The organism is Streptomyces afghaniensis, from assembly GCF_044327915.1.
Taxonomy (GTDB): Bacteria; Actinomycetota; Actinomycetes; order Streptomycetales; family Streptomycetaceae; genus Streptomyces; species Streptomyces afghaniensis.
In genome coordinates, this window is the sequence record NZ_JBIRGJ010000001.1 from 1,154,493 (window position 1) to 1,176,564 (window position 22,072).

The following is a 22,072-nucleotide window of genomic DNA, read 5'->3' on the forward strand; positions in this document are numbered from 1 at the left end:
CGGGCCCGGCCCGCCACGGTGCTCGGGCACCGTGGCGGGACCGGTGACCGGAGGTGATGCCACCTCAGTTCACCCCCTGTCGCCGGGCGATCTGCTTGGCCTGGCTGACCGCGTCCTTCCAGGCGGCGTCGGGCTTCTTGCCCTTGGCCTCGATGTTGGTCAGCTCGGTGAAGTAGGGGGCCATGACCGCGGCGTCGGCGGGTGCCTCGTAGCTGACCGGGATGGCCTTGGCGGCCGGGCCGAAGACCTCGATGATCTTCTGCCCGCCGAAGAAGGCGTCGGCGCCCGTCATGGCGGGCATGGCGTACGAGGCCGGGGAGGCGGGGAAGATGGCGGCGTCGGTGAAGCCGCGGGCGTTGTTGGCCGGGCTGAGGATCCAGCTGATGATCTTGAATGCCTCTTCGGGGTTACGGCACTGCTTGGGCAGCGCCAGGTAGGAGCCGCCCTGGTTGGCCGGTCCGCCGGGCGTGGCACAGACCCGCCACTTGCCCTTGGTGCCCGGGGCGGCCTGCTCGATGTCCAGCGCGTGCCAGGCCGCGCCGAGTTCGGTGCCGAGGTTCTTGCCGATGGCGGCGTTCCAGGTCTGGTCGTTGATCCTGGCGTCGATGCCGAGCGTGTAGGGGCGGATCGCCGTGGTCCACGCGCTGCGGATGTGGTCCTGGTCGCCGATGAAGTGGTTGTCCTCGTCGATGAACCGCTTGGTGCCCTGGCCGACCGCGATGTTGAACACGGAGCCCATGTTGTTGATCAGGTAGGTGCCGGGTACCGCCTTCTTCAGCTCGGAGCCGAGCGCGAAGTAGTCGTCCCAGGTCCCGGCCTCGGCGGCGACCTTGTCGGGGTCGGTGGGCAGTCCGGCCTTGCGGAACAGGTCCGCGCGGTAGAAGAGCGCGGTGGGACCGATGTCGATCGGGAACCCGATCTGCTTGCCGTCCTCGGTCTGGGCGAGCTTGGTCTTCCAGTCCAGGTACTGGGACGAGATCTTCTTGAAGCCCAGGTCGTTCAGGTCGAGGAAGCGGTCGGCGTTGGGCAGGAAGGACGCGATGTCCTCGCCCTTGATGCCGGTGATGTCGGGCACGGAGCTGCCCGCCGCGAGCGTGGTGGTGAGCTTCTGCTTGAAGTCGCCGCCGATGGAGGCGGCGGTCAGCTTGACCTGGCTGCCGAAGTGCTTCCGGGCCTCCGCGACCACCTTGTCGCTCAGTGCGCCACCCCAGTACCACATGGTGAGGCTCTTGCCGTTCTTGGTACCGCCCGATCCCGAGCCGCCGCCGCATGCGACGGTCAGGCCGGAGGCGGCCGCGGTGAGCGCGGCGGCCTGGAGGAAGCCTCTACGAGAAAGGTCCACGGGTCACTCCTGTTTTTCCTGTTCGTGGTGCTGAGGGGTGGGTGAGGGTCAGTGCTGCCGTGCGGGAGGGGTGGCGGGGGCGTACGCGACCGGCGGCCCGGGGTTCTCCGGGAGCCGGTCCGCCAGGAAGCCGTAGGTCCGCTTCAGGTCGGGGTCGGTCAGGGAGCGCCACCAGCGGTCCACGCCGTACCAGCCGGGGGCGGCCAGCGCCCCGCCGTGGTGCCGGACGGACAGCCCGGCGGCGAGCACCGCGAACCGCAGCCGTTCCGCGAGGGGCCAGCCGCCGAGCGAGGCGGTGACGAAGGCGGCGCCGAAGACGTCCCCGGCACCCGTCGCGTCCAGCACCTCGACGTCGAGGGCGGGCACGTCGGCGTACTCGCCGGTCACCTGGTCGACGGCCACCGCGCCGTCCCCGCCCCGGGTGACGACCGCGACCGGCACCAGCTCGGACAGCGTGCCGAGCGCGGCCACCGCGCTGTCCGTGCGGGTGTAGGCCATGGCCTCCGTCTCGTTCGGGAGGAACGCGTGGCACAGGGCGAGCTGGTCCAGGAGGGCCGTCGACCACTCCTGGCTGGGGTCCCAGCCGACGTCGGCGTAGATGTAGGTGCCGTTCGCGGCGGCCTTCGCGAGCCACTCGCGGGGCTGCGCCTCGATGTGCACCAGGGCGGTACGCGCCGCGGGCGGGTCGCCCACCAGCGCGTCCTGTGAGTACGGGGGCTCCTGGCCGTGGGTGACCAGGGCGCGGTCCGTGCCGTGCGCCAGGGCCACGGTGACCGGGGTGGGCCAGCCGTCGGCCGTGCGGGAGAGCGAGAGGTCGACGTCCTCCTGGTCGCACAGGACGTCCCGGCAGAACTCGCCGTAGAGGTCGTCGCCGAACACCGTGGCCAGCGAGGTGCGCAGGCCGAAGCGGCTGGCCGCCACCGCCAGGTTGGCGATGCCGCCCGGGCCGCAGCCCATGCCCGTCGTCCAGATCTCCTCGCCCGGGGTCGGGGGCTTGCCGAGCCCGGTGAGGACGAGGTCGTAGAAGAGCAGCCCGGTCAGCAGCACATCGGGCCGGTCGTCGTCCACGGAGGGTCCTCTCGTTCGGAAGCGTTCGAGGAGCCCACCCCGCGAGCTCGTCAAAACTCTTCATTTCGGTGACCGGAATCGTGCGCCGATCGGAGAGATTGGTCAATACCCGAGCAGAAGTGAGCATGGAAATGATTGGAGATGACGAGTACTGTTCACGCCGTGCTGGCAGAACGACGACACCAACTCATCCTGCGGGCCCTGCGCTCCGGCGGGCCCGCGTCCGTGACCGACCTCTCGGAGCAGCTGGGCGTGAGTCCCGCCACAATCAGGCGTGACCTGGTCAAACTGGAAGAAGACGGGCTGCTCACGCGCGTCCACGGCGGCGCTGTGGTCGAGGAGGGCGACCAGCCCTTCGCCGAGGTCGCCGAGGTGCGCGTGGCCGAGAAGGACGCCATAGCCGAGCGTGCGGCGGCCATGGTCAGGGACGGCCAGTCGGTGCTGCTGGACATCGGGACGACGGCCTACCGCCTGGCCCGGCAGCTGCACGGCCGCCGCCTCACCGTGATCACCAGCAACCTGGTGGTCTACGAGGAACTCGCCGACGACGAGGGCATCGAGCTGGTCCTGCTCGGCGGCATGGTCCGCCGCGAGTACCGCTCCCTGGTCGGCTTCCTCACCGAGGACAACCTGCGCCAGCTGCACGCCGACTGGCTCTTCCTCGGCACCAGCGGCGTGCGGCCCGGCGGGCAGGTCATGGACACGACGGTGGTGGAGGTGCCGGTCAAGCGCGCCATGATCAAGGCGGGCGAGAAGGTCGTGCTGCTCGCGGACGCGGCGAAGTTCCCCGGGCACGGGATGGCGAAGGTCTGCGGTCCCGAGGACCTGGACGTGGTGGTGACGAACGAGCCGGTCGACACGGCGACGCGGTCCTCCCTTCAGGAGGCAGGAGTCGAGGTCGTCGTGACGGGAAGGGTGCAGACGTGAAGCTGACGATTCTGGGCGGCGGAGGATTCCGCGTGCCGCTGGTGTACGGGGCGCTCCTCCAGGACCACGCAGAGGGCCGGGTGACGCACGTCGTCCTGCACGATCTGGACGCCGGGAGACTGTCCGCGGTGACCCGCGTCCTCGCCGAGCAGGCGGCCGGAGTCCCCGACGCGCCCGAGGTGAGTGCCACCACCGATCTGGACGAGGCCCTGCGCGGCGCCGACTTCGTGTTCTCCGCGATCCGCGTCGGCGGTCTGGAGGGCCGCGCGAACGACGAGCGGGTGGCCCTGGCCGAGGGCGTCCTCGGCCAGGAGACGGTCGGCGCGGGCGGCATCGCCTACGGCCTGCGCACCGTCCCGGTCGCCGTCGACATCGCCCGGCGGGTCGCCCGCCTGGCGCCGGACGCCTGGGTCATCAACTTCACCAACCCGGCCGGCCTGGTCACCGAGGCCATGTCCCGCCACCTCGGCGACCGCGTCATCGGCATCTGCGACTCCCCGGTCGGCCTCGGCCGCCGCATCGCCCGGGTGCTCGGCGCGAACCCCAAGGAGGCCTGGATCGACTACGTCGGCCTCAACCACCTCGGCTGGGTGCGCGGCCTGCGCGTCGCCGGCCGGGACGAGCTGCCGCGCCTGCTCGCCGACCCGGACCTGCTCGGCTCCTTCGAGGAGGGCAAGCTCTTCGGCGTCGACTGGCTCCGGTCCCTGGGCGCGATTCCCAACGAGTACCTGCACTACTACTACTTCAACCGGGAAGCCGTACGCGCCTACCAGCAGGCAGAGAAGACCCGCGGCGCCTTCCTGCACGACCAGCAGGCCCGCTTCTACGCCGAGATGGGCAACCCGGACGCCCCCGCGTGGAAGGTCTGGAACCAGACCCGCGCCGAGCGGGAGGCCACCTACATGGCCGAGAACCGGGAGACCGCCGGCGCCGGAGACCGCGACGAGGACGACCTGTCCGGCGGCTACGAGAAGGTGGCCCTCGCCCTGATGCGGGCGATCGCCCGGGACGAGCGCACGACCCTGATCCTCAACGTCCGCAACCAGCGCACCCTGTCGGTCCTGGACACGGACGCCGTCATCGAGGTCCCCTGCCTCGTCGACGCCAACGGCGCCCACCCCGTCACCGTGGACCCGCTGCCCGGCCACGCCACCGGGCTGGTCTGCGCGGTCAAGGCGGTCGAGCGGGAGGTGCTGGCCGCCGCCGACTCCGGATCCCGCGCTACCGCCGTCAAGGCCTTCGCGCTGCACCCGCTCGTCGACTCCGTCAACGTGGCCCGCAGGCTGGTCGAGGGCTACACCGAGGTCCATCCCGGGCTGGCGTACCTTAGGTGAACGCCGCTCGGTAAGCGCTTTCCCCCATCGCTTCCCGCCTGCTCGCTCTTCCCGCTTCCTGGAGACATCCCATGCATGACGAAAGCCGCCGGATCGAGGAGCGCGTGCAGCGCCTTCACGACCAGCGCATCAAGACCGCGATCTACGCGGCCACCGTCCCCTTCGAGGTCGAGGCCTGGCAGGCGCCGGGAGAGCCGGTCCCGTTCGAGGAGGCCGCCGCCGCCTCGTACGCGCCCTTCGCGATGGGCACCCCCTGGGGACCGCCCTGGGGCACCACCTGGTTCCGCATGCGCGGACAGGTGCCCGAGGCGTGGGCGGGCCGCCGCGTCGAGGCCGTCATCGACCTCGGCTTCGTGGGCGACTGGCCCGGCAACCAGGCCGAGGCCCTGGTGCACCTCACGGACGGCACCCCGCTGAAGGCCGTCAACCCGCTCAACCAGTACGTGGCGATCGCCAACCCGGCGACGGGCGGCGAAACGGTGGAGTACCTGGTCGAGGCCGCCTCCAACCCGGACATCCTCGCCGACAACTTCTCGAAGGTCACCCCGCTCGGCGACATCCTCACCGCGGGCGACAAGCCGCTCTACACCTTCCGCAGCGCCGACATCGCCATCCTCGACGAGGAGGTCTGGCACCTCGACCTCGACGTCCAGGTGCTGCGCGAGCTGATGCTGGAGCTCGGCGAGCACGACCCGCGCCGGCACGAGATCGCGCACGCGCTCGACCGGGCGATGGACCTGCTCGACCTGGACGACGTCTCCGGCTCCGCGCCCGCCGTCCGCGAGGCACTGAAGCCCGTCCTCTCCCGCCCCGCGCACGCCAGCGCGCACACCGTCTCCGGCGTCGGCCACGCCCACATCGACTCGGCCTGGCTCTGGCCGATCCGGGAGACCAAGCGCAAGACGTCCCGCACCTTCTCGAACGTCACGTCCCTGGCCGACGAGTACGACGACTTCATCTTCGCCTGCTCCCAGGCCCAGCAGTACGAGTGGGTGCGCGACAACTACCCCAAGGTGTGGGCCCGCATCCAGGAGTCGGTCAAGAACGGCCAGTGGGCGCCGGTCGGCGGCATGTGGGTCGAGTCCGACGGCAACCTGCCCGGCGGAGAGGCCGTCGCCCGCCAGTTCGTCCACGGCAAGCGGTTCTTCATGGACCACTTCGGCATCGAGACCAAGGGCGTGTGGCTGCCGGACTCCTTCGGCTACAACGCGGCCTACCCGCAGATCGCCAAGCTCGCCGGTAACGAGTGGTTCCTCACCCAGAAGATCTCCTGGAACCAGACCAACAAGTTCCCCCACCACACCTTCTGGTGGGAGGGCATCGACGGCACCCGCATCTTCACCCACTTCCCGCCGGTCGACACCTACAACGCCCGCTTCAGCGGCGAGGAGATGTCCCGCGCGGTCCGCAACTACCAGGAGAAGGGCGGCGCCAGCCGCTCCCTGGCCCCGTTCGGCTGGGGCGACGGCGGTGGCGGCCCCACCCGCGAGATCATGGAACGCGCCCGGCGGCTCGCGGACCTGGAGGGCTCCGCGAAGGTCGTCGTCGAACACCCCGACGAGTTCTTCGCCAAGGCCCGCGAGGAGTACCCGGACGCGCCCGTCTGGGTCGGCGAGCTCTACCTGGAGCTGCACCGCGCCACCTACACCTCCCAGGCCCGCACCAAGCAGGGCAACCGCCGCTCCGAGCACCTCCTGCGCGAGGCCGAGCTGTGGGCGACCACGGCCGCGCTGCACGCGCCGGGCTACTCCTACCCGTACGAGAAGCTGGACCGGCTCTGGAAGACGGTGTTGCTGCACCAGTTCCACGACATCCTGCCCGGCTCCTCCATCGCCTGGGTGCACCGGGAGGCCGAGGCCGAATACGCCCGCGTGGCCCGCGAGCTCCAGGCCCTGACCGCCGAGGCGGTGGCCGCGCTCGGCTCCGGCACCACCCGCGTCTTCAACACCAGCCCCTACGACCGTGCCGAGGTGGTCCGCACCTCCGAGGGCGCACCGGTGTACGTGGAGGTGCCCGCGAGCGGCTCCGCGCCCCTCGCCGACGCCGAGCCCCCGCAGCCGGTGACCGTGAGCGGCCGGGTGCTCGACAACGGGCTGGTCCGCGTGGAGGTGGCCGAGGACGGCACCCTGTCGTCCGTCCGCGACCTGCGCGCGAACCGCGAGGTCCTGGCCGACCAGGGCAACCTGCTCCGCCTGCACACCGACCTGCCCAACTACTGGGACGCCTGGGACATCGACAAGCACTACCAGAACCGCTACACGGACCTCCTCGACGCCACGTCCGTCACGGTCGTCGAGCAGGACCCGCTGATCGGCGCGATCCGCGTCGAGCGGGACTTCGGCAAGGGCTCGAAGATCACCCAGACGATCACCGTCCGCGCCGGCAGCCCCCGGATCGACATCGAGACGGACATCGACTGGCACGAGACCGAGAAGATCCTCAAGGCCGCCTTCCCGGTCGACATCCGCGCCCCGCACTCCTCCGCCGAGATCCAGTTCGGCCACATCCAGCGGCCCACCCACACCAACACCAGCTGGGAGGCGGCCCGCTTCGAGGTCTCCGGCCACCGCTGGGTGCACATCGGCGAACCCGGCTACGGCGTCGCGGTCATCAACGACTCGACGTACGGCCACGACGTCTCCCGCACGGTCCGCGAGGACGGCGGCACCACGACCACCGTCCGCCTCAGCCTGGTCCGCGCCCCGCGCATCCCGGACCCCGAGGCCGACCAGGGCCGCCACCGCTTCACCTACGCGCTGCTGCCCGGCGCGACCATCGAGGACGCCGTCGCCGAGGGCTACGCCCTCAACCTCCCGCTCCGGGTGGCCGACGCGGCGGGCGCCCCCGCACCGGTCGTCTCCGCCGAGGGCGACGGCGTGACCGTGGAAGCGGTCAAGCTCGCCGACGACGCCTCCGGCGATGTCGTCGTACGGCTCTACGAGTCCCGCGGCGGCCGGGCCCAGGGCGTCCTGCGCACCGGCTTCCCGCTCGCCGGCGCCCAGATCACCGACCTGCTGGAGCGACCGCTGGAGGAGGCGAGCGTGGACGGCGACGGCGGTGTCCCCGTCGCCCTGCGGCCCTTCCAGATCCTGACCCTGCGTCTGCGCAGGAGCTGACCCATGGCCATGCAACCCTGGTTCACCGACGCCAAGCTGGGGATCTTCGTCCACTGGGGCATCTACGCCGTCGACGGCGTCCAGGAGTCCTGGTCGTTCTACGACGACATCGTCCCCTACGACCGGTACATGTCCCAGTTCGACCGGTTCACGGCGTCCCGCTACGACCCGCGCGACTGGGCGGGGCTCTTCGCGCGGGCCGGCGCGAAGTACGCCGTGCTGACCAGCCGCCACCACGACGGCGTCGCCCTGTGGGACACGGCGTACGGCGACCTGAACGTGGGCCGCGACCTGATCGGCGGCTACGCCGACGCCCTGCGCGAGCAGGGCCTCAAGGTCGGGCTCTACTACTCGCACTCGGACTGGAGCCACCCCGACTACGCCTCCACCCGCAAGCCGGGCCGACCGCCGGAGCTGGAGGACAACCGCTACTCGGAGGTCGCCGCCGAGGACGAGGACCTGGCGGCCTGGGAGAGGTTCCTCGCCTACCGCGACGGCCAGATCCGCGAACTGACCTCCCGCTACAAGCCCGACCTGCTGTGGTTCGACGGCGAGTGGGACCGCAGCGAGGAGCAGTGGCGCATCCCGGAGCTCGCCGCCCTCATCCGCTCCGAAGTGCCGGACGTCGTCTTCAACGCCCGCATGCTCAGCGAGGGCGACTACGCGACACCGGAACAGGGCGCCCCGGTCGTCCCGCCCGAGGGCCCCTGGGAGCTGTGCCTGACGATCAACGACTCCTGGGGCCACCAGCACCACGACCACAACCACAAGTCGGTCGACCAGCTGATCCGCTACTTCACCGAGACCATCGGCGGCGGAGGCAACCTGCTGCTCAGCGTCGGCCCACGGGAGGACGGCACGATCCCGGCCGAGCAGGCGGAGCGGCTCGAAGGGCTCGGCGACTGGATCGCCGGGCACGCGGAGGCGGTGTACGGCACCGAACGGGGACTCCCGCCGGGCCACCACTACGGCCCGAGCACCCTCACCAAGGACCGCCGCACCCTCTATCTGACCCTCTTCGACGCCCCGCGCGCCGAGATCAACGTGCGCGGCCTGCTCAGCAAGGTCCGCCGGGTCTCGGTGCTCGGCAGCGGCACGGAACTGGCCCACCGGGTCACCGGCGGCCTCCACGAGACACCGGGCGTCCTGTGGATCGAGCCGCCCGCCGCGCCGGACCTCGACCCGCACGCCACGGTGCTGGCCGTCGAACTGGAAGGGGAACTGGAGCTGTACCGCGGCGCCGGCCGGTTCTGACGAAAGTTTAAGAAACGGGTAAGCGGCCTGCTCACGGGCGGTATGTGGACGCCCGTGAGCAGGCCGGTTCGCCTTCCGGACACCTTGAGTTCGCCCGGTCCCCCTGGGATGCGGAACGCACAACGCGAACGAAAGGTGTCACTGTGCGAGACCCGGGTATGGCTGCGATCGGCAAGGGCCTGAAGCGTCGCGGAAGGCTGGTGATGCAGGCGGTCAGTCCACCCCGCCGGAACCTCGACGCCATCCCCGCCCCCCGCCCGGCGGCCGACGCCTACACCGCCCCGCCCGCCCCCCGGCTGGTGGACTCGCCGGTCTTCGTACTGTCGTCGGTGCGCTCCGGTTCGACGCTGCTGCGCGTCCTGCTCAACAGCCACAGCCGTATCCGCGCCCCGCACGAGATGCACCTGCGCACGGTGCACGTCAATCTGTCCCGCGACTTCACCGCGGACGCCATGCGGGGGCTCCGCCTCGACAAGGACGAACTGGAACACGTGCTGTGGGACCGGGTGCTGCACCTGGAGCTCACCCGCAGCGGCAAGGACGTCATCGTCGACAAGACCCCGCCGAACACCCTTATCTGGCCCCGCCTGCGCCGATGCTGGCCGAACGCCCGCTACATCCTGCTGCTGCGCCACCCCGGCGCGGTCATGACGTCCCTCACCGCCCGCCGCACCGATCCCGATCACGAGGCCGTCCGCGCCGAGGTCCTCGACTACAGCGAAAAGCTGGAGGAGGCCCGCCTGAACCTCGACCCCCACGTGATCACCTACGAGGAGCTCACCGCCGAGCCGGAGAAGGTCACCCGGGGCATCTGCGACCACCTCGGCGTCCCCTGGGAGCCCGCCATGCTCGACTACGGCAGCAAGGACCACGGCACCTTCCGGCCCCAGCTCGGCGACTGGTCCAGCACCATCAAGTCCGGCCGCATCCAGTCGGCTCGCGGCGCCGACCCGGACGTCGAGCTCCCCCCACGCCTGAGGGAACTGGCCCTGGCGTGGGGGTACGGCGCCTAGAGGAGAGCGGGGCTAGAGAGGCAGCGCCCCGACCGTGGCCTGCGGAGCCGCCGCCTCGACGGAGCCGGCCGGCGCCGCGGGCAGCGGCTGCTGTTCCGTGGCCTCCGGCCGCTGCTGCGGAAGCTGCACCGGCCGCAGCGGACGCGGCCCCGACACCACCGTGTAGTCCTGGCCCAGGAACGGCGGGACCACCTCGCCCGGGTCCTCGCCGAGCGCCAGCTGGACGGCGGCCCAGGGGGCGTTGACACCGCACAGCGACAGCTGGTGCAGGCCACCGGCCGGGCGGGTGTTGACGTCCATCAGGACCGGCCGGTCGCCGAACATCCGGAACTGGATGTTGGACAGGTAGTGCAGACCGAAGCCCTCCGCGATCCGCCGGGCCGGCTCCAGCCACTGCTCGTGCAGCGTGAAGCCCCGGCGGCGGCCGTTCTTGGTGCGGCCGATGGCCAGCCGGACCCGGTTGTCCGGACCGGTCAGGCAGTCCACCGACACCTCGGGCTGCTCCAGGCGCGGCATCACCAGCCAGTCGACCGGCTCCTCGGCCCGCCGCAGCGCCTCCAGCACCAGGTCGAGCGGCACGTACGGGCTCGGGAAACCGCTCAGGTGCATCAGCGAGAAGGGCGAGCGGGTGATCACGCGGAAGCCCACCCCGCCCGCCCCGGACGCGGGCTTGAAGCACGCCTTGTGCCCGGCGTCCTCCAACTCCTCGACGGCCGCGACGAGTTCGTCACTCGACCGGACCCGCCACCAAGGCGGCACCGGCACACCGATCGCCTGGACCGCCTCGTAGGCGATCACCTTGTCCTGGAAGACGGCCACCGCCTCGGGCGGCGGCGCCAGCACCGCCGTACCGGCCGCCTCGAACTCGGCGCGGTGCGCGACGATCGCCGACTGGTGCAGCCGGGGCACGAACACGTCGATACCGCGCCGCGCGCACTGGTCCAGCGCGTACTCGACGTACCCGGCGGGGGAGAGGTTCTCGGGTTCCAGCTCGGCGGTGTCGGCGGCGGCCAGCACGGGGGAGTCGGGGTCGCCGTGCGTGGCATGGATCTCGACGGCCCGGTCGCTGGGATTTCTCCGCAGCTGATCCATGAAGAACACGTTCTCCGCGTACGTGCGGTTGAGCCAGACGCGTACGCGAGAGACCATGCAGGCCGCCTTTCACGGTTCGCGGGCAGGGCTCAGCAGCCCGTGCCCGGGCAGGACGAATGGAGGAACACCAAACCGCCCCTGCGAAAGGGAAGTTCTCAGCGGTGGTGTTGGGCCAGATCATACGGCTTCGGCGGGCCGTGTCGTGCAACGCGCGGGTTACGGATCTGCGACCAGGACCGTCCGGCCGCCCTTGTCCCCCCGCCCGTGGATGTGATCTCGTTATGGCGTTCGGGTTCGGGCGTGCGGAGGGGGCGAGGGTGACGTCGACGGCCGGTGGCGCCGCACAACTACTGGCCATCAGCGACCTGCACATCGGCTACCCGGAGAACCGCGCCCTGGTCGAACGGATGCGGCCCGGGACGGACGACGACTGGCTGCTCGTGGCCGGGGACGTCGCCGAGACCGTGGCCGACGTCCGCTGGACCCTCAAGACGCTCGCCGGCCGCTTCCGCAAGGTCGTCTGGGTGCCCGGTAACCACGAGCTGTGGACCCATCCGAGCGACCCCGTCACCCTGCGCGGCGTCGCCCGATACGACTACCTGGTCGAGCTGTGCCGGGACCTCGGAGTGACGACACCGGAGGACCCCTACCCCGTGTGGGACGGCCCGGGCGGCCCCGTGGCCGTCGCACCGCTGTTCCTGCTGTACGACTACTCGTTCCTGCCGGCCGGCTGCGCGACCAAGGAGCAGGGTCTGGCGTACGCCCAGGGCACGGGCATCGTGTGCACCGACGAGTACCTGCTGCACCCCGACCCGTACCCGAGCCGGGAGGACTGGTGCCGGGCCCGGGTCACCGAGACCGAACGCAGACTCGCCGAACTGCCCGACGGCCTGCCCGTGATCCCGGTCAACCACTACCCGCTGCACCGGCACCCGATGGACGTGCTGTGGCACCCCGAGTTCGCCATGTGGTGCGGCACGGATCTGACGGCCGACTGGCACCGCAGATTCCGCGTCCACACGATGGTCTACGGCCATCTGCACATCCCCCGCACCACCGTCCACGAGGGCGTGCGCTTCGAGGAGGTGTCCGTGGGCTATCCCCGGGAGTGGCGCAAGCGGTCCGGGGAGCCGGGTCGGCTGCGGCGCATCCTGCCGAGGGAGGGCGAGGAGCGGTGATCGAGGAACTGCTGCCACAGACCGTCGTCACCGTGGAGGCGTACGGCGACGAGGGCGCGGGCACCCCGCTGTACCCCGAGGAGGCGGCGCTCGTGGCCCGGGCGGTCGCCAAGCGGCGCCGGGAGTTCGCCGTCGTCCGCTCCTGCGCCCGCCGGGCCATGGAGAAGCTCGGCGTGCCGCCGCAGCCGATCCTGCCCGGCGAGCGCGGCGCCCCGGGCTGGCCGGCCGGGCTGGCCGGCAGCATGACCCACTGCGACGGCTACTGCGCCGCCGCCCTGGTCCGCGCCACCGACCTGGCCTCCCTCGGCATCGACGCCGAGGTCCACGGGCCGCTGCCCGAAGGGGTCCTGCCCGCCGTCTCCCTGCCGGCCGAGGCCGAGCGCCTGCGGCGGCTGGCGGCACAGCGCCCCGACGTCCACTGGGACCGGCTGCTGTTCAGCGCGAAGGAGTCCGTCTACAAGGCGTGGTTCCCCCTGACCGGCAAGTGGCTGGACTTCACGGAGGCCGACATCGAGATCTCCGCCGGCCCCGGCGAACGACCACGCGGTACCTTCCGCGCCACGCTCCTCGTCCCCGGCCCACGGGTCGGCGCCCGCCGCCTCGGCCATTTCGACGGCCACTGGACCGCCGACCGCGGCCTGGTCGCGACGGCGGTCGCCGTACCGCACGACTGAGACCGGCGCTCAGGCCTGTCGGCGCGGTCGTGTCGCCGGCCGCCGGTTCAGGGCCCCGGCTCCGGGCACCAGCTCTGGAGCAGGCGGAAGAACGCCTCCTCGTTGCCGGTGAGGCCCGCTCGTTCGAGGGCCTCTTCCGCCTCGGCGAGGACGCCGGGCGGGACGACCGGGGGCCGGTGCGCGCCGGGCGGGCCCGTCTCCAGGTCGAAGGCGGCCCGGACGGTGTGCAGCAGCCGCAGATAGGCCTGGACGGCGGTGCGTTCGCGGTCGGTCAGTACGGCGGTGGGCATCGGTCGGCTCTCCCCGTGTCGGCGTCGTCGGTCCCGCGCCCGATGGCGCGCACGCCCCGCACACAAGGGGCGCCCCTCCAGCTTGCCGCCCACCACTGACAATCCGGCCCCGCCGACCGTCGGTTCGCCCGCTCGGCGGAGGCGAAACCCCACCTCGGCCCGCCCTTTCGGCCTCTCAGCCCTGCGCCCCGGGATACCCCAGCGACGCCTCGATCCGCCCCGCCAGATGGTCCCGCTGCACCGGCCCCCGCGACGACGAACCCGCCAGCCACGCCCGGCACTTGCTGGCCAGCAGCAGCCCGAAGCTCTCGGCCTCCTTCTCGTCGTCGAGGTCGAAGCGGGTGCGGGCGGCGACCTTCAGCACCGTCGCCTGGAGGTCGGCGCCGTCGTGGAGCAGCCTGGCCGCGACGGCGGCGCCCTCGACGTGGTGGGAGCAGTGCCCCGCCTTCATGTGCCACAGCTCGTGGCCCAGGATCACCAACTGGTGGTCGGGAGCCGTGCGTTCCTCGATCACGACGAGGTCCTGCTCGGCCATGTCGAGCCACAGTCCGCTCGCGGTCCCGGGCGGGAAGGCGGCCGTACGGAAGTGGACGGGGCGGCCCCGGCGTCTGCTCATGGCGTCGCACAGCGCGGCGTACAGCTCGTCGGGCCGCGCCGGCGCGGGGAGGGTCAGCTCCGCGACCAGTTCGCCGCACAGGCGGCGCATTTCCTTACCGATGCCCACAGTTCTCCCCACGGTCACGACTCGGGCCGCTTGACGCTCTCCAGGAGCATGTCCAGCCACTCCGCCACCTTGTCGCGGTGCTGGTCGGTGGGCAGCTGCGCGGCCCGCCAGGCGATGCCGCGCACGCCGTGGTCCTGCAACAGCCGCTCCAGCGGGTCGTCGGCCGCCGCGGCAGCCTCCCGCTCGCGGTCGGCGAGCTTCTGGAGCAGTTCCTGCTCGGTGTACTGGAGGGCGCTCACCAGCGCCTCGGGGTCCTCAGCCGTGAGGAACCCGGCATGCACCCGGAAGAACCGCTGGAGGGCGTCGCAGTGCTCCATGGTCGGCCGCCGGTCGCCGTTGATGAGGGCGCCGGCCTGCTGCCGGGACATGCCCGCGCCGTCGGCGATCTCCTGCTGGGTGTACTTGCGGCCGTTGGGCTTGAGCCGGGTCCGGCGCAGCAGGTCGAGGCGCTGGAGGAACCGGGCCTGCACATCGGGCTCGCCCGCCGGCCGGCCGCCGAGCAGGGCCTTGACCACGGGCTCCGGGACGCCGGAGGCGACGGACAGCCGGCCGACGTCGAAGACCTGGGCGTGCGGCACGCCGAGCCGGTCGGCGAGCGCGGTGACACGGGAGACGACGGCCGCCAGCACGGCCGTCGGCGTGGCGCCCGGACCTTCGACGAAGCCACCCGTCACCGACAGATCTCCTACGTCTCTCACAGGCTTCTCACAAGCGGATGCCGTGACTTACCCCGGCGTGAACTTCCCGGAGCGTAGCCGGTGCTTCGAACTCACATCCAGGTCTCGCCACAACTGTGGCCAATTTCAGCCGTCAACCAGCATGAAATGCCACGATAGTTGACACGCCTCAGCTCCGGGCACCAGGATCGGGGCGCCGCGTCAAGGCCGCACAGGCAAGAGGGGTGACCTCCCGATGGCATATCAGGCAGGAGGGCAGCGGCCGGCACCGCGGCCCGTCCCCGAGACTTCCGATGTCCAGGCCTACCTGGAGGACTACGCCGGGCTTCTGGAGGCCGTCTCCTTCCCCTCGCTCGTCGTCGACCACTGCTGGGACGTGGTGCTGGCCAACAGCGCCTTCCGGTCACTTTTCGGTGGTGTCGCCCCGCACCCGACGGCCATGCCGGGCGACAACTTCCTCAGGTTCGTGCTGTTCCACCCCGACGCCCCCACGGTGCTCGGCGAGCACGAGGCGAGCTGGTGCCTGCCGATGCTCGCGCACTTCGCGCGGACCGTGGAGAACCACGGCCCCGACCACGGGCTCCAGGCCATCCGCCGCGACATCGCGCAGGACCCGATCATGGAGGCCGCCTACCGGCACGGCCTGCCGCACTGGATCCGCTCGGTCGGCGAGAGCGCCGTCGAACAGGACGGTGCCGTACGGCCGCTGCTGCACCCGGATCCGCGCTGGGGCGCCACCGACTGCCGGATCGTCGTCGAGACGTCCAGGACGCTCGATGAACTGGGCTGCACCAGGCTCACGTTCGTGCTGCGCGAGGCCCGCCGCACCCCGTCGCGGGACCGCCGGACGCGTCGTACCGCCTCCCATCTGAGGGTCGTCCCGGCGGCCGGCTGAGCCCCGCCGGTTCCCCGGTCGCCACCTCGCGCGTCGCCGTCGTTCGCCCCATTCCCAGACGATGTGGTGTGTGACATAGTACTGCCGTGAGCGAGCCGCTGACCTGCGATGTCGTGGTGGTCGGAGCCGGAGTGGTGGGCGCCGCCTGCGCCCTGTACACGGCTCGTGCGGGCCTGGACACCGTCGTGGTGGACCGGGGCCCGGTGGCCGGCGGTACGACCGGCGCGGGGGAGGGCAACCTCCTCGTCTCCGACAAGGAACCCGGACCCGAGCTCGACCTGGCCCTGCTGTCGGCCCGGCTGTGGTCCGAACTGGCCGAGGAGGGTCTGGGAAAGGCGGTCGAGTACGAGGCCAAGGGCGGGATCGTCGTCGCCGGCAGCGGCGAAGCGCTGGCCGGGCTGGAGGGACTCGCCGCCGGGCAGCGCGCGGCCGGCGTCGAGGCGGTCCCGGTGCCGCCCGACCGGCTCCCCGACCTGGAGCCGTACCTGGCTCCGGGCCTCGCGGGCGGCGTGCACTACCCGCAGGACGCCCAGGTGATGCCCGCCCTGGCGGCGGCGCACCTGCTGCGCGCCTCGAACGCCCGGCTGTTCACCGGCCGTGAGATGACCGGGGTGCTGCGCGGCCCCGACGGCGCGGTGCGCGGGGTGCGTACCGACCGGGGCGACATCCACGCCCCGGCGGTCGTCAACGCGTGCGGCACCTGGGGCGGCGAGGTGGCGGCCCGCGCCGGGGTGTCCCTGCCGGTGTTGCCCCGACGCGGTTTCGTCCTGGTCACCGAGCCGCTGCCGCCCCGGATCCGGCACAAGGTGTACGCCGCCGACTACGTGGCCGACGTCGCCAGCGACTCGGCGGCCCTCCAGACGTCCCCGGTGGTCGAGGGCACACCCGCCGGGCCGGTCCTCATCGGCGCCAGCCGCGAACGGGTGGGCTTCGACCGGTCGTTGTCGCTCCCGGCGCTGCGTGCGCTGGCGGCGGGCGCGACGCGGCTCTTCCCGTTCCTCGCCGGAGTCCGGGCCATGCGGACGTACGCCGGCTTCCGGCCGTATCTGCCGGACCACCTGCCGGCCATCGGCCCCGACCCCCGCGCGCCCGGACTCCTGCATGCCTGCGGGCACGAGGGCGCGGGCATCGGTCTGGCCACCGGCACCGGGCACCTGATCGCCCAGGCGCTGACGGGGCGCACGCCCGACCTGGATCTCGGCCCGTTCCGGCCCGACCGCTTTCCCGAGGAGGCCGAGTGAATCCACTGGAGCTTGCGGAGGCCGGGCCCGGCCCCGCCTTCACGGTCACGTTCGACGGGCGGCCGGTCGAGGCGCTGCCCGGCCAGACGGTCGCGGCCGTGCTGTGGGCAGCGGGCGTCACCTCCTGGCGCAGCACCCGGGACGGAGGCCGTCCGCGCGGGGTGTTCTGCGGGATCGGCGTCTGCTTCGACTGCCTGGTGACCGTCAACGGCCGCCCCAACCAACGCGCTTGCCTGCTCCCGGCGCGGCCGGGTGACGTGATCGACACGCAGGAGGGGACGGGCCATGCGGAGACGGGCCACGCGGGGGCGGGCCATGAGGGGCCGGTCTGCGGCGGCGCGGGCGGCGCGGGCGCCCGCCACGGCCGGCCGGGCGATGACCAGGGCGACCCCGACGGGTCGGGTGGCCTCCGGCCCGGCCATGCGGGCGCGGGCGACGAGGGAGCCGGCCATGCACACTGACCTCGCCGTGATCGGCGCCGGACCGGCCGGCCTGGCCGCGTCCCTGGCGGCCGCCGCGCGCGGCACGCGGGTCGCCCTCGTCGACGCGGCGTCGGAGACCGGCGGGCAGTTCTACCGGCAGCCCGCCGCCGGGCTCGCGGCCGGGCGGCCCGAGGCGCTGCACCACCGGTGGCGGACCTGGGAGCGACTGCGGGACGGTCTCGCCGCCAGTTCCGTACGTGTGCTGACGGATCATCACGTCTGGTGCGTGGAGCGGAAGTCCAGCGGCTTCACCGTGCACGCGCTGCTCGGCCCGGAGCAGGAGGAGCCGGCCGAGGTGCACGCCCGTGCCGTGCTCCTGGCCACCGGGGGATACGAACACGTGCTGCCCTTCCCCGGCTGGACCCTCCCGGGCGTCGTCACCGCCGGGGGCGCCCAGGCCATGCTCAAGGGCGGCCTCGTGGTGCCGGGGCGCCGAGCCGTCGTGGCCGGGACCGGGCCGCTGCTGCTGCCCGTGGCCACCGGGCTCGCGGCAGCCGGCGTCGAGGTCGCCGCGCTCGTCGAGTCCACCGGCCCCGGGCGCCTGGCCCGCCACGGCCTCGCCCTGGCCGGCAAGCTCCCGGAGGGCGCCGGACACGCCGCCCGGCTGCTGCGCCACCGCGTGCCGGTACTGGCCCGCCACACCCTCGTCCGCGCCCACGGCGACGACCGGCTGACCGGCGTCACGGTCGCCGCCCTCGACACCGACGGACGCGTCCGGCCCGGCACCGAGCGGCAACTGCCCTGCGACACCCTGGCCGTCGGCCACGGCATGCTTGCGCACACCGACCTGGCGGAGGGCCTCGGCTGCGGACTGGACGGACTCGCCGTGGCCGTCGACGCCGAGCAGCGCACGGACGTGCCCGGCGTGTGGGCGGCCGGGGAGTCCACCGGCATCGGCGGCGCGCCCCTCGCCCTCGCCGAGGGGCACATCGCCGGGTGCTCCGCCGCCGCGTACCTGCGCGGCACCACCCCAGACCCGGCGCCCGCCGCACTCAAGGCCCGTACGAAGCTGACGAGTTCCGCGGCCGCCCTCCACGCCGCGTACGCGCCGCCCGCGCACTGGCCCGAGCAGGTCACCGACGACACCGTGGTCTGCCGCTGCGAGGAGGTCACCGCCGGTGCCGTGCGCGACGCCCTGGACCTCGGGGCGGGCGACGAGCGGACTGTGAAGCTGCTGACCCGGGCCGGAATGGGCTGGTGCCAGGGCCGGATGTGTGCCGTCGCCGTCGCGGGTCTCGCCGGCTGTCCGCCCGCTCCGGCCAGAAGGCCGTTCGCCCGTCCCGTACCGCTCGGCGTCCTCGCACGGCACCACACCCAGGAGGAACTGTCATGACCGACCACCGCCCCTGGCGCGGCGTCCTCGTCGCCACCGCGCTCCCGTTGAACGACGACCTCTCGGTGAACTACGACCAGTACGCCGAGCACTGCGCCTGGCTGGTCGAGAACGGCTGCGACGGCGTCGTGCCGAACGGCTCCCTCGGCGAGTACCAGGTGCTCACCCCCGAGGAGCGCGCCCGGGTCGTGGAGACGGCCGTCGCCGCGATCGGCGGGCAGCGCGTCATGCCCGGCGTCGCCGCCTACGGGTCCGCCGAGTCCCGGCGCTGGGCCGAGCAGGCGGGCGAGGCGGGCTGCCGGGCGGTGATGCTGCTGCCGCCGAACGCCTACCGCGCCGACGAGCGCTCCGTCCTCGCCCACTACGCCGAGGTCGCCAAGGCGGGCCTGCCGGTCGTCGCGTACAACAACCCCGTCGACACCAAGGTCGACCTCGTGCCGGAGCTGCTCGCCCGGCTGCACGGCGAGGGGCACATCCGGGCCGTGAAGGAGTTCTCCGGAGACGTCCGCCGGGCCTACCGCATCGCCGAACTCGCCCCCGAACTCGACCTGCTGATCGGCGCGGACGACGTCCTGCTGGAGCTGGCCGTCGCGGGCGCCAAGGGCTGGGTGGCCGGCTACCCGAACGCGCTGCCGCAGGCGTCCGTCGAGCTGTACCACGCGGCCGTCGACGGCGACCTCGACACCGCGCGGAACCTGTACCGGCAGCTGCATCCGCTGCTGCGGTGGGACTCGCGGGTGGAGTTCGTCCAGGCCATCAAACTGTCCATGGACCTGGTCGGCCGCCACGGCGGACCCTGCCGGCCGCCGCGCATGCCGCTGCTGCCCGAGCAGGAGGCCGCCGTCCGGGCCGCCACCGAGAAGGCCGTCGCGGCCGGACTGGCGTAAGGGAAGACGGGATCATGCGCAGCAGACTCGTCCTGCACGCCGTCGACTCGCACACCGAGGGCATGCCGACCCGCGTCATCACCGGCGGCCTCGGCACCATCCCCGGCGCCACGATGAACGAGCGGCGGCTGTACTTCCGCGAACACCGCGACGACATCAAGCAGTTGCTGATGAACGAGCCGCGCGGTCACTCCGCCATGAGCGGCGCGATCCTCCAGCCGCCGACCCGGCCCGACTGCGACTGGGGCGTCGTCTACATCGAGGTATCCGGCTATCTGCCGATGTGCGGGCACGGCACGATCGGCGTGGCGACCGTGCTCGTCGAGACCGGCATGGTCGAGGTCGTCGAACCGGTCACCACCATCCGGCTCGACACCCCGGCGGGTCCTGTCGTCGCCGAGGTGGCCGTGACGGACGGCGCCGCCAAGGGGGTCACCCTGCGGAACGTGCCCTCCTTCGCCGTCGGCCTCGACCGCAAGGCCACCCTCACCGACGGCCGGACGGTGACGTACGACCTCGCCTTCGGCGGCAACTTCTACGCCATCCTGCCGCTGGAGCGCCTCGGCCTGCCCTTCGACCGGTCCCGCAAGGACGACATCCTCCGGGCCGGCCTGTCCCTCATGGCCGCCGTCAACGCCGAGGACCCGCCCGTCCACCCGGAGGACCCGTCCATCCACGGCCTCCACCACGTCTACCTGGCCGCCCCCGGCTCGACCGCCCGCCACTCCCGGCACGCCATGGCCATCCACCCCGGCTGGTTCGACCGCTCGCCCTGCGGCACGGGCACCAGCGCCCGCATGGCACAGTTGCACGCGCGCGGCGAACTCCCGCTGCACACCGACTTCGTGAACGAGTCCTTCATCGGCACCCGGTTCACCGGCAGACTGCTCGGCACCACCGAGGTGGCCGGCCGCCCGGCCGTGCTGCCGAGCTTCTCCGGACGCGCCTGGATCACCGGCACCGCCCAGTACCTGCTGGACCCCGAGGACCCGTTCCCGGCGGGGTTCGTCCTGTGAGCCGCACCCCTGCGCTGCCCGTGCTGGGCAGCAGGAAGCCCAGTCACCGGGAGCGGGTCGCGGACGCGCTGCGGGCCGCCCTCATCGCCGGCGAGCTGCTCCCCGGCGAGGTCTACTCGGCCCCCGGTCTCGCCGCCCGCTTCGGCGTCTCGGCCACCCCCGTGCGCGAGGCCATGCTCGACCTCGCCAAGGAAGGCCTCGTCGACACCGTGCCCAACAAGGGCTTCCGGGTCACGGCCGTATCCGAGAAGCAACTGGACGAGTACACCCACATCCGGGCGCTGATCGAGATCCCCACGACGGCGGGTCTCGCGGCCACGGCCGACCCGGTGGCGCTGGAGACGCTCCGCCCGGTCGCCCAGGAGATAGTCACCTCCGCCGCGGCCGGCGACCTCATCGCCTACGTCGAGGCCGACCTGCGCTTCCACCTCGGCCTGCTGGCCCTCGCGGGCAACGACCACCTCGTCGACGTCGTCCGGGACCTCAGACGCCGCTCCCGGCTGTACGGACTGACCGCGCTAGTCGAGCAGGGCCGGCTGGAGGCGTCGGCGGAGGAGCACCTGGAGATCCTGGACGCGCTGCTCGCCCGGGACGAGGAGGCGGTCCGGGCGGTGATGACCCGTCACCTCAGCCACGTCAGGGGCCTGTGGGCAAGCGCCCTTCAGGGGCGCGTGGAACTGCGCGACCAGCCCCCACGGTCCGCAGCCTCCAAAGGACAGGCAGGACCGAGCTCTTAGGACGCGCCGGCTCCCTTCTTCGCGGCCTGGATCTGCTCGTACACATGCGTACGCAGCTCGGCGAAGCGCGGATCCACCCTCGTGTGCAACTGATCCCGCTCGACCGGCAGATCGACCTTCAGCTGCTCCCGGACAACAGTGGGAGAGGCGGACAGCACGATCACCCGCTCCCCGAGGTAGACGGCCTCGTCGATGTCGTGGGTGACGAACAGGATCGTGATGCCGCGCTCCCGCCACAGCCCCCTGACCAGGTCCTCCAGCTCGGCCCGGGTCTGTGCGTCCACCGCCGCGAAGGGCTCGTCCATCAGCAGCACACGGGGCTCGTACGCCAGCGCCCGGGCGATGGCGACCCGTTGCTGCATTCCGCCGGACAGCTGCCAGGGATACGCCCCCACGGCGTCCGCCAGCCCCACCGACTCCAGCGCGTCGCGGACCAGTTCCCGGCGCCGGGCCTTGCTCAAGTCCTTCTGCCGCAGCGGGAGGCCGACGTTCTCGCCGACCCGCATCCAGGGGAAGAGGCTGCGCCCGTACTCCTGGAAGACGAACGCCATCCCGGGCGGCGGACCGCTCACCTTCCGCCCCTCCAGGAGCACTTCGCCGGCGGTCGGTGCGAGCAGCCCTCCCACGCACTTCAGTAGCGTCGTCTTGCCACAGCCCGACGGCCCGACGAGACAGACGAGTTCTCCGGCGTCGACGGCGAAGGTGAGGTCGCGGACCGCCTCCACACGCCGCCCCGATCCCTCGTAGACCTTCCTCAGACCCCGTACGTCGAGCATGGTCCGCCCTTTCGAG

Annotated in this window: 20 protein-coding genes and 1 pseudogene; 14 read left to right on the forward strand and 7 right to left on the reverse strand. The window is 72.3% G+C overall.

Translation table 11 applies throughout. The features are described from left to right. Positions 1-64 precede the first annotated feature (64 nt). A complete protein-coding gene (locus ACH4G3_RS04770) occupies positions 65-1,342 on the reverse strand; it encodes an extracellular solute-binding protein (RefSeq protein ID WP_397623085.1) in 1,278 nt (425 codons plus the stop codon). A 48-nt stretch (positions 1,343-1,390) separates the two neighbouring features. Then, positions 1,391-2,410 carry a carbohydrate kinase family protein gene (locus ACH4G3_RS04775; RefSeq protein ID WP_397623086.1) on the reverse strand — a complete coding sequence of 340 codons (1,020 nt, stop codon included), beginning with the start codon at positions 2,408-2,410 and terminating at the stop codon, positions 1,391-1,393. 162 nt (positions 2,411-2,572) lie between these two features. Here ACH4G3_RS04775 and ACH4G3_RS04780 point away from each other — a divergent pair, with 162 nt between their 5' ends. The 5 genes from ACH4G3_RS04780 to ACH4G3_RS04800 all read left to right on the forward strand — a co-directional run bounded on the left by ACH4G3_RS04780 (position 2,573) and on the right by ACH4G3_RS04800 (position 10,054). Further along, the gene (locus tag ACH4G3_RS04780; protein ID WP_020272704.1) at positions 2,573-3,337 is read left to right on the forward strand and encodes a DeoR/GlpR family DNA-binding transcription regulator; all 765 of its coding nucleotides are present in this window, start codon (positions 2,573-2,575) and stop codon (positions 3,335-3,337) included. Continuing rightward, the gene (locus ACH4G3_RS04785) at positions 3,334-4,671 is read left to right on the forward strand and encodes a 6-phospho-beta-glucosidase (protein ID WP_397623087.1); all 1,338 of its coding nucleotides are present in this window, start codon (positions 3,334-3,336) and stop codon (positions 4,669-4,671) included. The genes ACH4G3_RS04780 and ACH4G3_RS04785 overlap by 4 nt, the downstream gene beginning before the upstream one ends. A 71-nt stretch (positions 4,672-4,742) precedes the next feature. After that, entirely contained in the window at positions 4,743-7,787 is a 3,045-nt protein-coding gene (locus tag ACH4G3_RS04790; protein ID WP_397623088.1) for an alpha-mannosidase, read from the forward strand. 3 nt (positions 7,788-7,790) lie between these two features. Further along, entirely contained in the window at positions 7,791-9,041 is a 1,251-nt protein-coding gene (locus tag ACH4G3_RS04795; protein WP_397623089.1) for an alpha-L-fucosidase, read from the forward strand. 158 nt (positions 9,042-9,199) lie between these two features. Beyond that, positions 9,200-10,054 carry a sulfotransferase family protein gene (locus tag ACH4G3_RS04800; protein WP_397623383.1) on the forward strand — a complete coding sequence of 285 codons (855 nt, stop codon included), beginning with the start codon at positions 9,200-9,202 and terminating at the stop codon, positions 10,052-10,054. Between the two features lie 12 nt (positions 10,055-10,066). Here ACH4G3_RS04800 and ACH4G3_RS04805 read toward each other — a convergent pair whose 3' ends face one another. After that, entirely contained in the window at positions 10,067-11,203 is a 1,137-nt protein-coding gene (locus ACH4G3_RS04805; protein ID WP_397623090.1) for an ATP-grasp domain-containing protein, read from the reverse strand. Positions 11,204-11,463: 260 nt separating this feature from the next. On the opposite strand from ACH4G3_RS04805, the gene ACH4G3_RS04810 reads away from it, so the two are divergent. Next, positions 11,464-12,324: a metallophosphoesterase family protein gene (locus ACH4G3_RS04810; protein WP_397623091.1), complete on the forward strand. Its 861-nt coding sequence runs from the start codon at positions 11,464-11,466 to the stop codon at positions 12,322-12,324. Continuing rightward, entirely contained in the window at positions 12,321-12,998 is a 678-nt protein-coding gene (locus ACH4G3_RS04815; RefSeq protein WP_397623092.1) for a 4'-phosphopantetheinyl transferase family protein, read from the forward strand. The genes ACH4G3_RS04810 and ACH4G3_RS04815 overlap by 4 nt, the downstream gene beginning before the upstream one ends. A 47-nt stretch (positions 12,999-13,045) precedes the next feature. On the opposite strand, the gene ACH4G3_RS04820 is transcribed toward ACH4G3_RS04815, so the two are convergent. The 3 genes from ACH4G3_RS04820 to ACH4G3_RS04830 all read right to left on the reverse strand — a co-directional run bounded on the left by ACH4G3_RS04820 (position 13,046) and on the right by ACH4G3_RS04830 (position 14,686). Beyond that, on the reverse strand, positions 13,046-13,288 hold the full coding sequence (locus tag ACH4G3_RS04820) for a hypothetical protein (RefSeq protein ID WP_397623093.1): 243 nt from the start codon (positions 13,286-13,288) through the stop codon (positions 13,046-13,048). Positions 13,289-13,463: 175 nt separating this feature from the next. Continuing rightward, a complete protein-coding gene (locus ACH4G3_RS04825) occupies positions 13,464-13,994 on the reverse strand; it encodes a toxin-antitoxin system, toxin component (protein ID WP_397623384.1) in 531 nt (176 codons plus the stop codon). Between the two features lie 32 nt (positions 13,995-14,026). Then, positions 14,027-14,686, reverse strand: coding sequence for a helix-turn-helix domain-containing protein (locus tag ACH4G3_RS04830; protein WP_397623094.1), 660 nt, complete (start codon positions 14,684-14,686; stop codon positions 14,027-14,029). Positions 14,687-14,924: 238 nt separating this feature from the next. On the opposite strand from ACH4G3_RS04830, the gene ACH4G3_RS04835 reads away from it, so the two are divergent. The 7 genes and pseudogenes from ACH4G3_RS04835 (at position 14,925) to ACH4G3_RS04865 (ending at position 21,280) form a co-directional block, all read left to right on the forward strand. Beyond that, positions 14,925-15,584 (forward strand): MmyB family transcriptional regulator, encoded by a 660-nt coding sequence (locus tag ACH4G3_RS04835; RefSeq protein WP_397623095.1) that lies wholly within the window; start codon positions 14,925-14,927, stop codon positions 15,582-15,584. 86 nt (positions 15,585-15,670) lie between these two features. Continuing rightward, positions 15,671-16,825 (forward strand): NAD(P)/FAD-dependent oxidoreductase, encoded by a 1,155-nt coding sequence (locus tag ACH4G3_RS04840; RefSeq protein WP_397623096.1) that lies wholly within the window; start codon positions 15,671-15,673, stop codon positions 16,823-16,825. Next, positions 16,822-17,112, forward strand: a pseudogene (locus tag ACH4G3_RS04845) ((2Fe-2S)-binding protein); the annotation flags it as partial. The gene ACH4G3_RS04840 and the pseudogene ACH4G3_RS04845, both read left to right, overlap by 4 nt. A 163-nt stretch (positions 17,113-17,275) precedes the next feature. Further along, positions 17,276-18,640, forward strand: a complete 1,365-nt coding sequence (locus tag ACH4G3_RS04850; RefSeq protein WP_397623097.1) for an FAD-dependent oxidoreductase — start codon at positions 17,276-17,278, stop codon at positions 18,638-18,640. Next, complete coding sequence (locus ACH4G3_RS04855) at positions 18,637-19,527, forward strand: dihydrodipicolinate synthase family protein (protein WP_397623098.1); 891 nt, start codon at positions 18,637-18,639, stop codon at positions 19,525-19,527. Before ACH4G3_RS04850 ends, ACH4G3_RS04855 begins: the two co-directional genes overlap by 4 nt. 14 nt (positions 19,528-19,541) lie before the next feature. Continuing rightward, positions 19,542-20,543 carry a proline racemase family protein gene (locus tag ACH4G3_RS04860; RefSeq protein ID WP_397623099.1) on the forward strand — a complete coding sequence of 334 codons (1,002 nt, stop codon included), beginning with the start codon at positions 19,542-19,544 and terminating at the stop codon, positions 20,541-20,543. Further along, positions 20,540-21,280: a GntR family transcriptional regulator gene (locus ACH4G3_RS04865; protein WP_397623100.1), complete on the forward strand. Its 741-nt coding sequence runs from the start codon at positions 20,540-20,542 to the stop codon at positions 21,278-21,280. Before ACH4G3_RS04860 ends, ACH4G3_RS04865 begins: the two co-directional genes overlap by 4 nt. Here the strand turns inward: ACH4G3_RS04865 and ACH4G3_RS04870 are convergent. Further along, positions 21,277-22,056: an ABC transporter ATP-binding protein gene (locus ACH4G3_RS04870; protein WP_397623101.1), complete on the reverse strand. Its 780-nt coding sequence runs from the start codon at positions 22,054-22,056 to the stop codon at positions 21,277-21,279. The two genes, ACH4G3_RS04865 and ACH4G3_RS04870, sit on opposite strands and share 4 nt — an antisense overlap. Between the last annotated feature and the right edge of the window lie 16 nt (positions 22,057-22,072).

Excerpts from the sequence above, each read along its gene's own strand:
- ACH4G3_RS04790 (WP_397623088.1), top strand. The coding sequence starts at position 4,743 with ATGCATGACGAAAGCCGCCGGATCGAGGAGCGCGTGCAGCGCCTTCAC.
- ACH4G3_RS04795 (WP_397623089.1), top strand. The coding sequence starts at position 7,791 with ATGGCCATGCAACCCTGGTTCACCGACGCCAAGCTGGGGATCTTCGTC.
- ACH4G3_RS04800 (WP_397623383.1), top strand. The coding sequence starts at position 9,200 with ATGGCTGCGATCGGCAAGGGCCTGAAGCGTCGCGGAAGGCTGGTGATG.
- ACH4G3_RS04805 (WP_397623090.1), bottom strand. The coding sequence starts at position 11,203 with ATGGTCTCTCGCGTACGCGTCTGGCTCAACCGCACGTACGCGGAGAAC.
- ACH4G3_RS04820 (WP_397623093.1), bottom strand. The coding sequence starts at position 13,288 with ATGCCCACCGCCGTACTGACCGACCGCGAACGCACCGCCGTCCAGGCC.
- ACH4G3_RS04825 (WP_397623384.1), bottom strand. The coding sequence starts at position 13,994 with ATGCGCCGCCTGTGCGGCGAACTGGTCGCGGAGCTGACCCTCCCCGCG.
- ACH4G3_RS04835 (WP_397623095.1), top strand. The coding sequence starts at position 14,925 with ATGGCATATCAGGCAGGAGGGCAGCGGCCGGCACCGCGGCCCGTCCCC.
- ACH4G3_RS04850 (WP_397623097.1), top strand. The coding sequence starts at position 17,276 with ATGCACACTGACCTCGCCGTGATCGGCGCCGGACCGGCCGGCCTGGCC.
- ACH4G3_RS04855 (WP_397623098.1), top strand. The coding sequence starts at position 18,637 with ATGACCGACCACCGCCCCTGGCGCGGCGTCCTCGTCGCCACCGCGCTC.
- ACH4G3_RS04860 (WP_397623099.1), top strand. The coding sequence starts at position 19,542 with ATGCGCAGCAGACTCGTCCTGCACGCCGTCGACTCGCACACCGAGGGC.
- ACH4G3_RS04870 (WP_397623101.1), bottom strand. The coding sequence starts at position 22,056 with ATGCTCGACGTACGGGGTCTGAGGAAGGTCTACGAGGGATCGGGGCGG.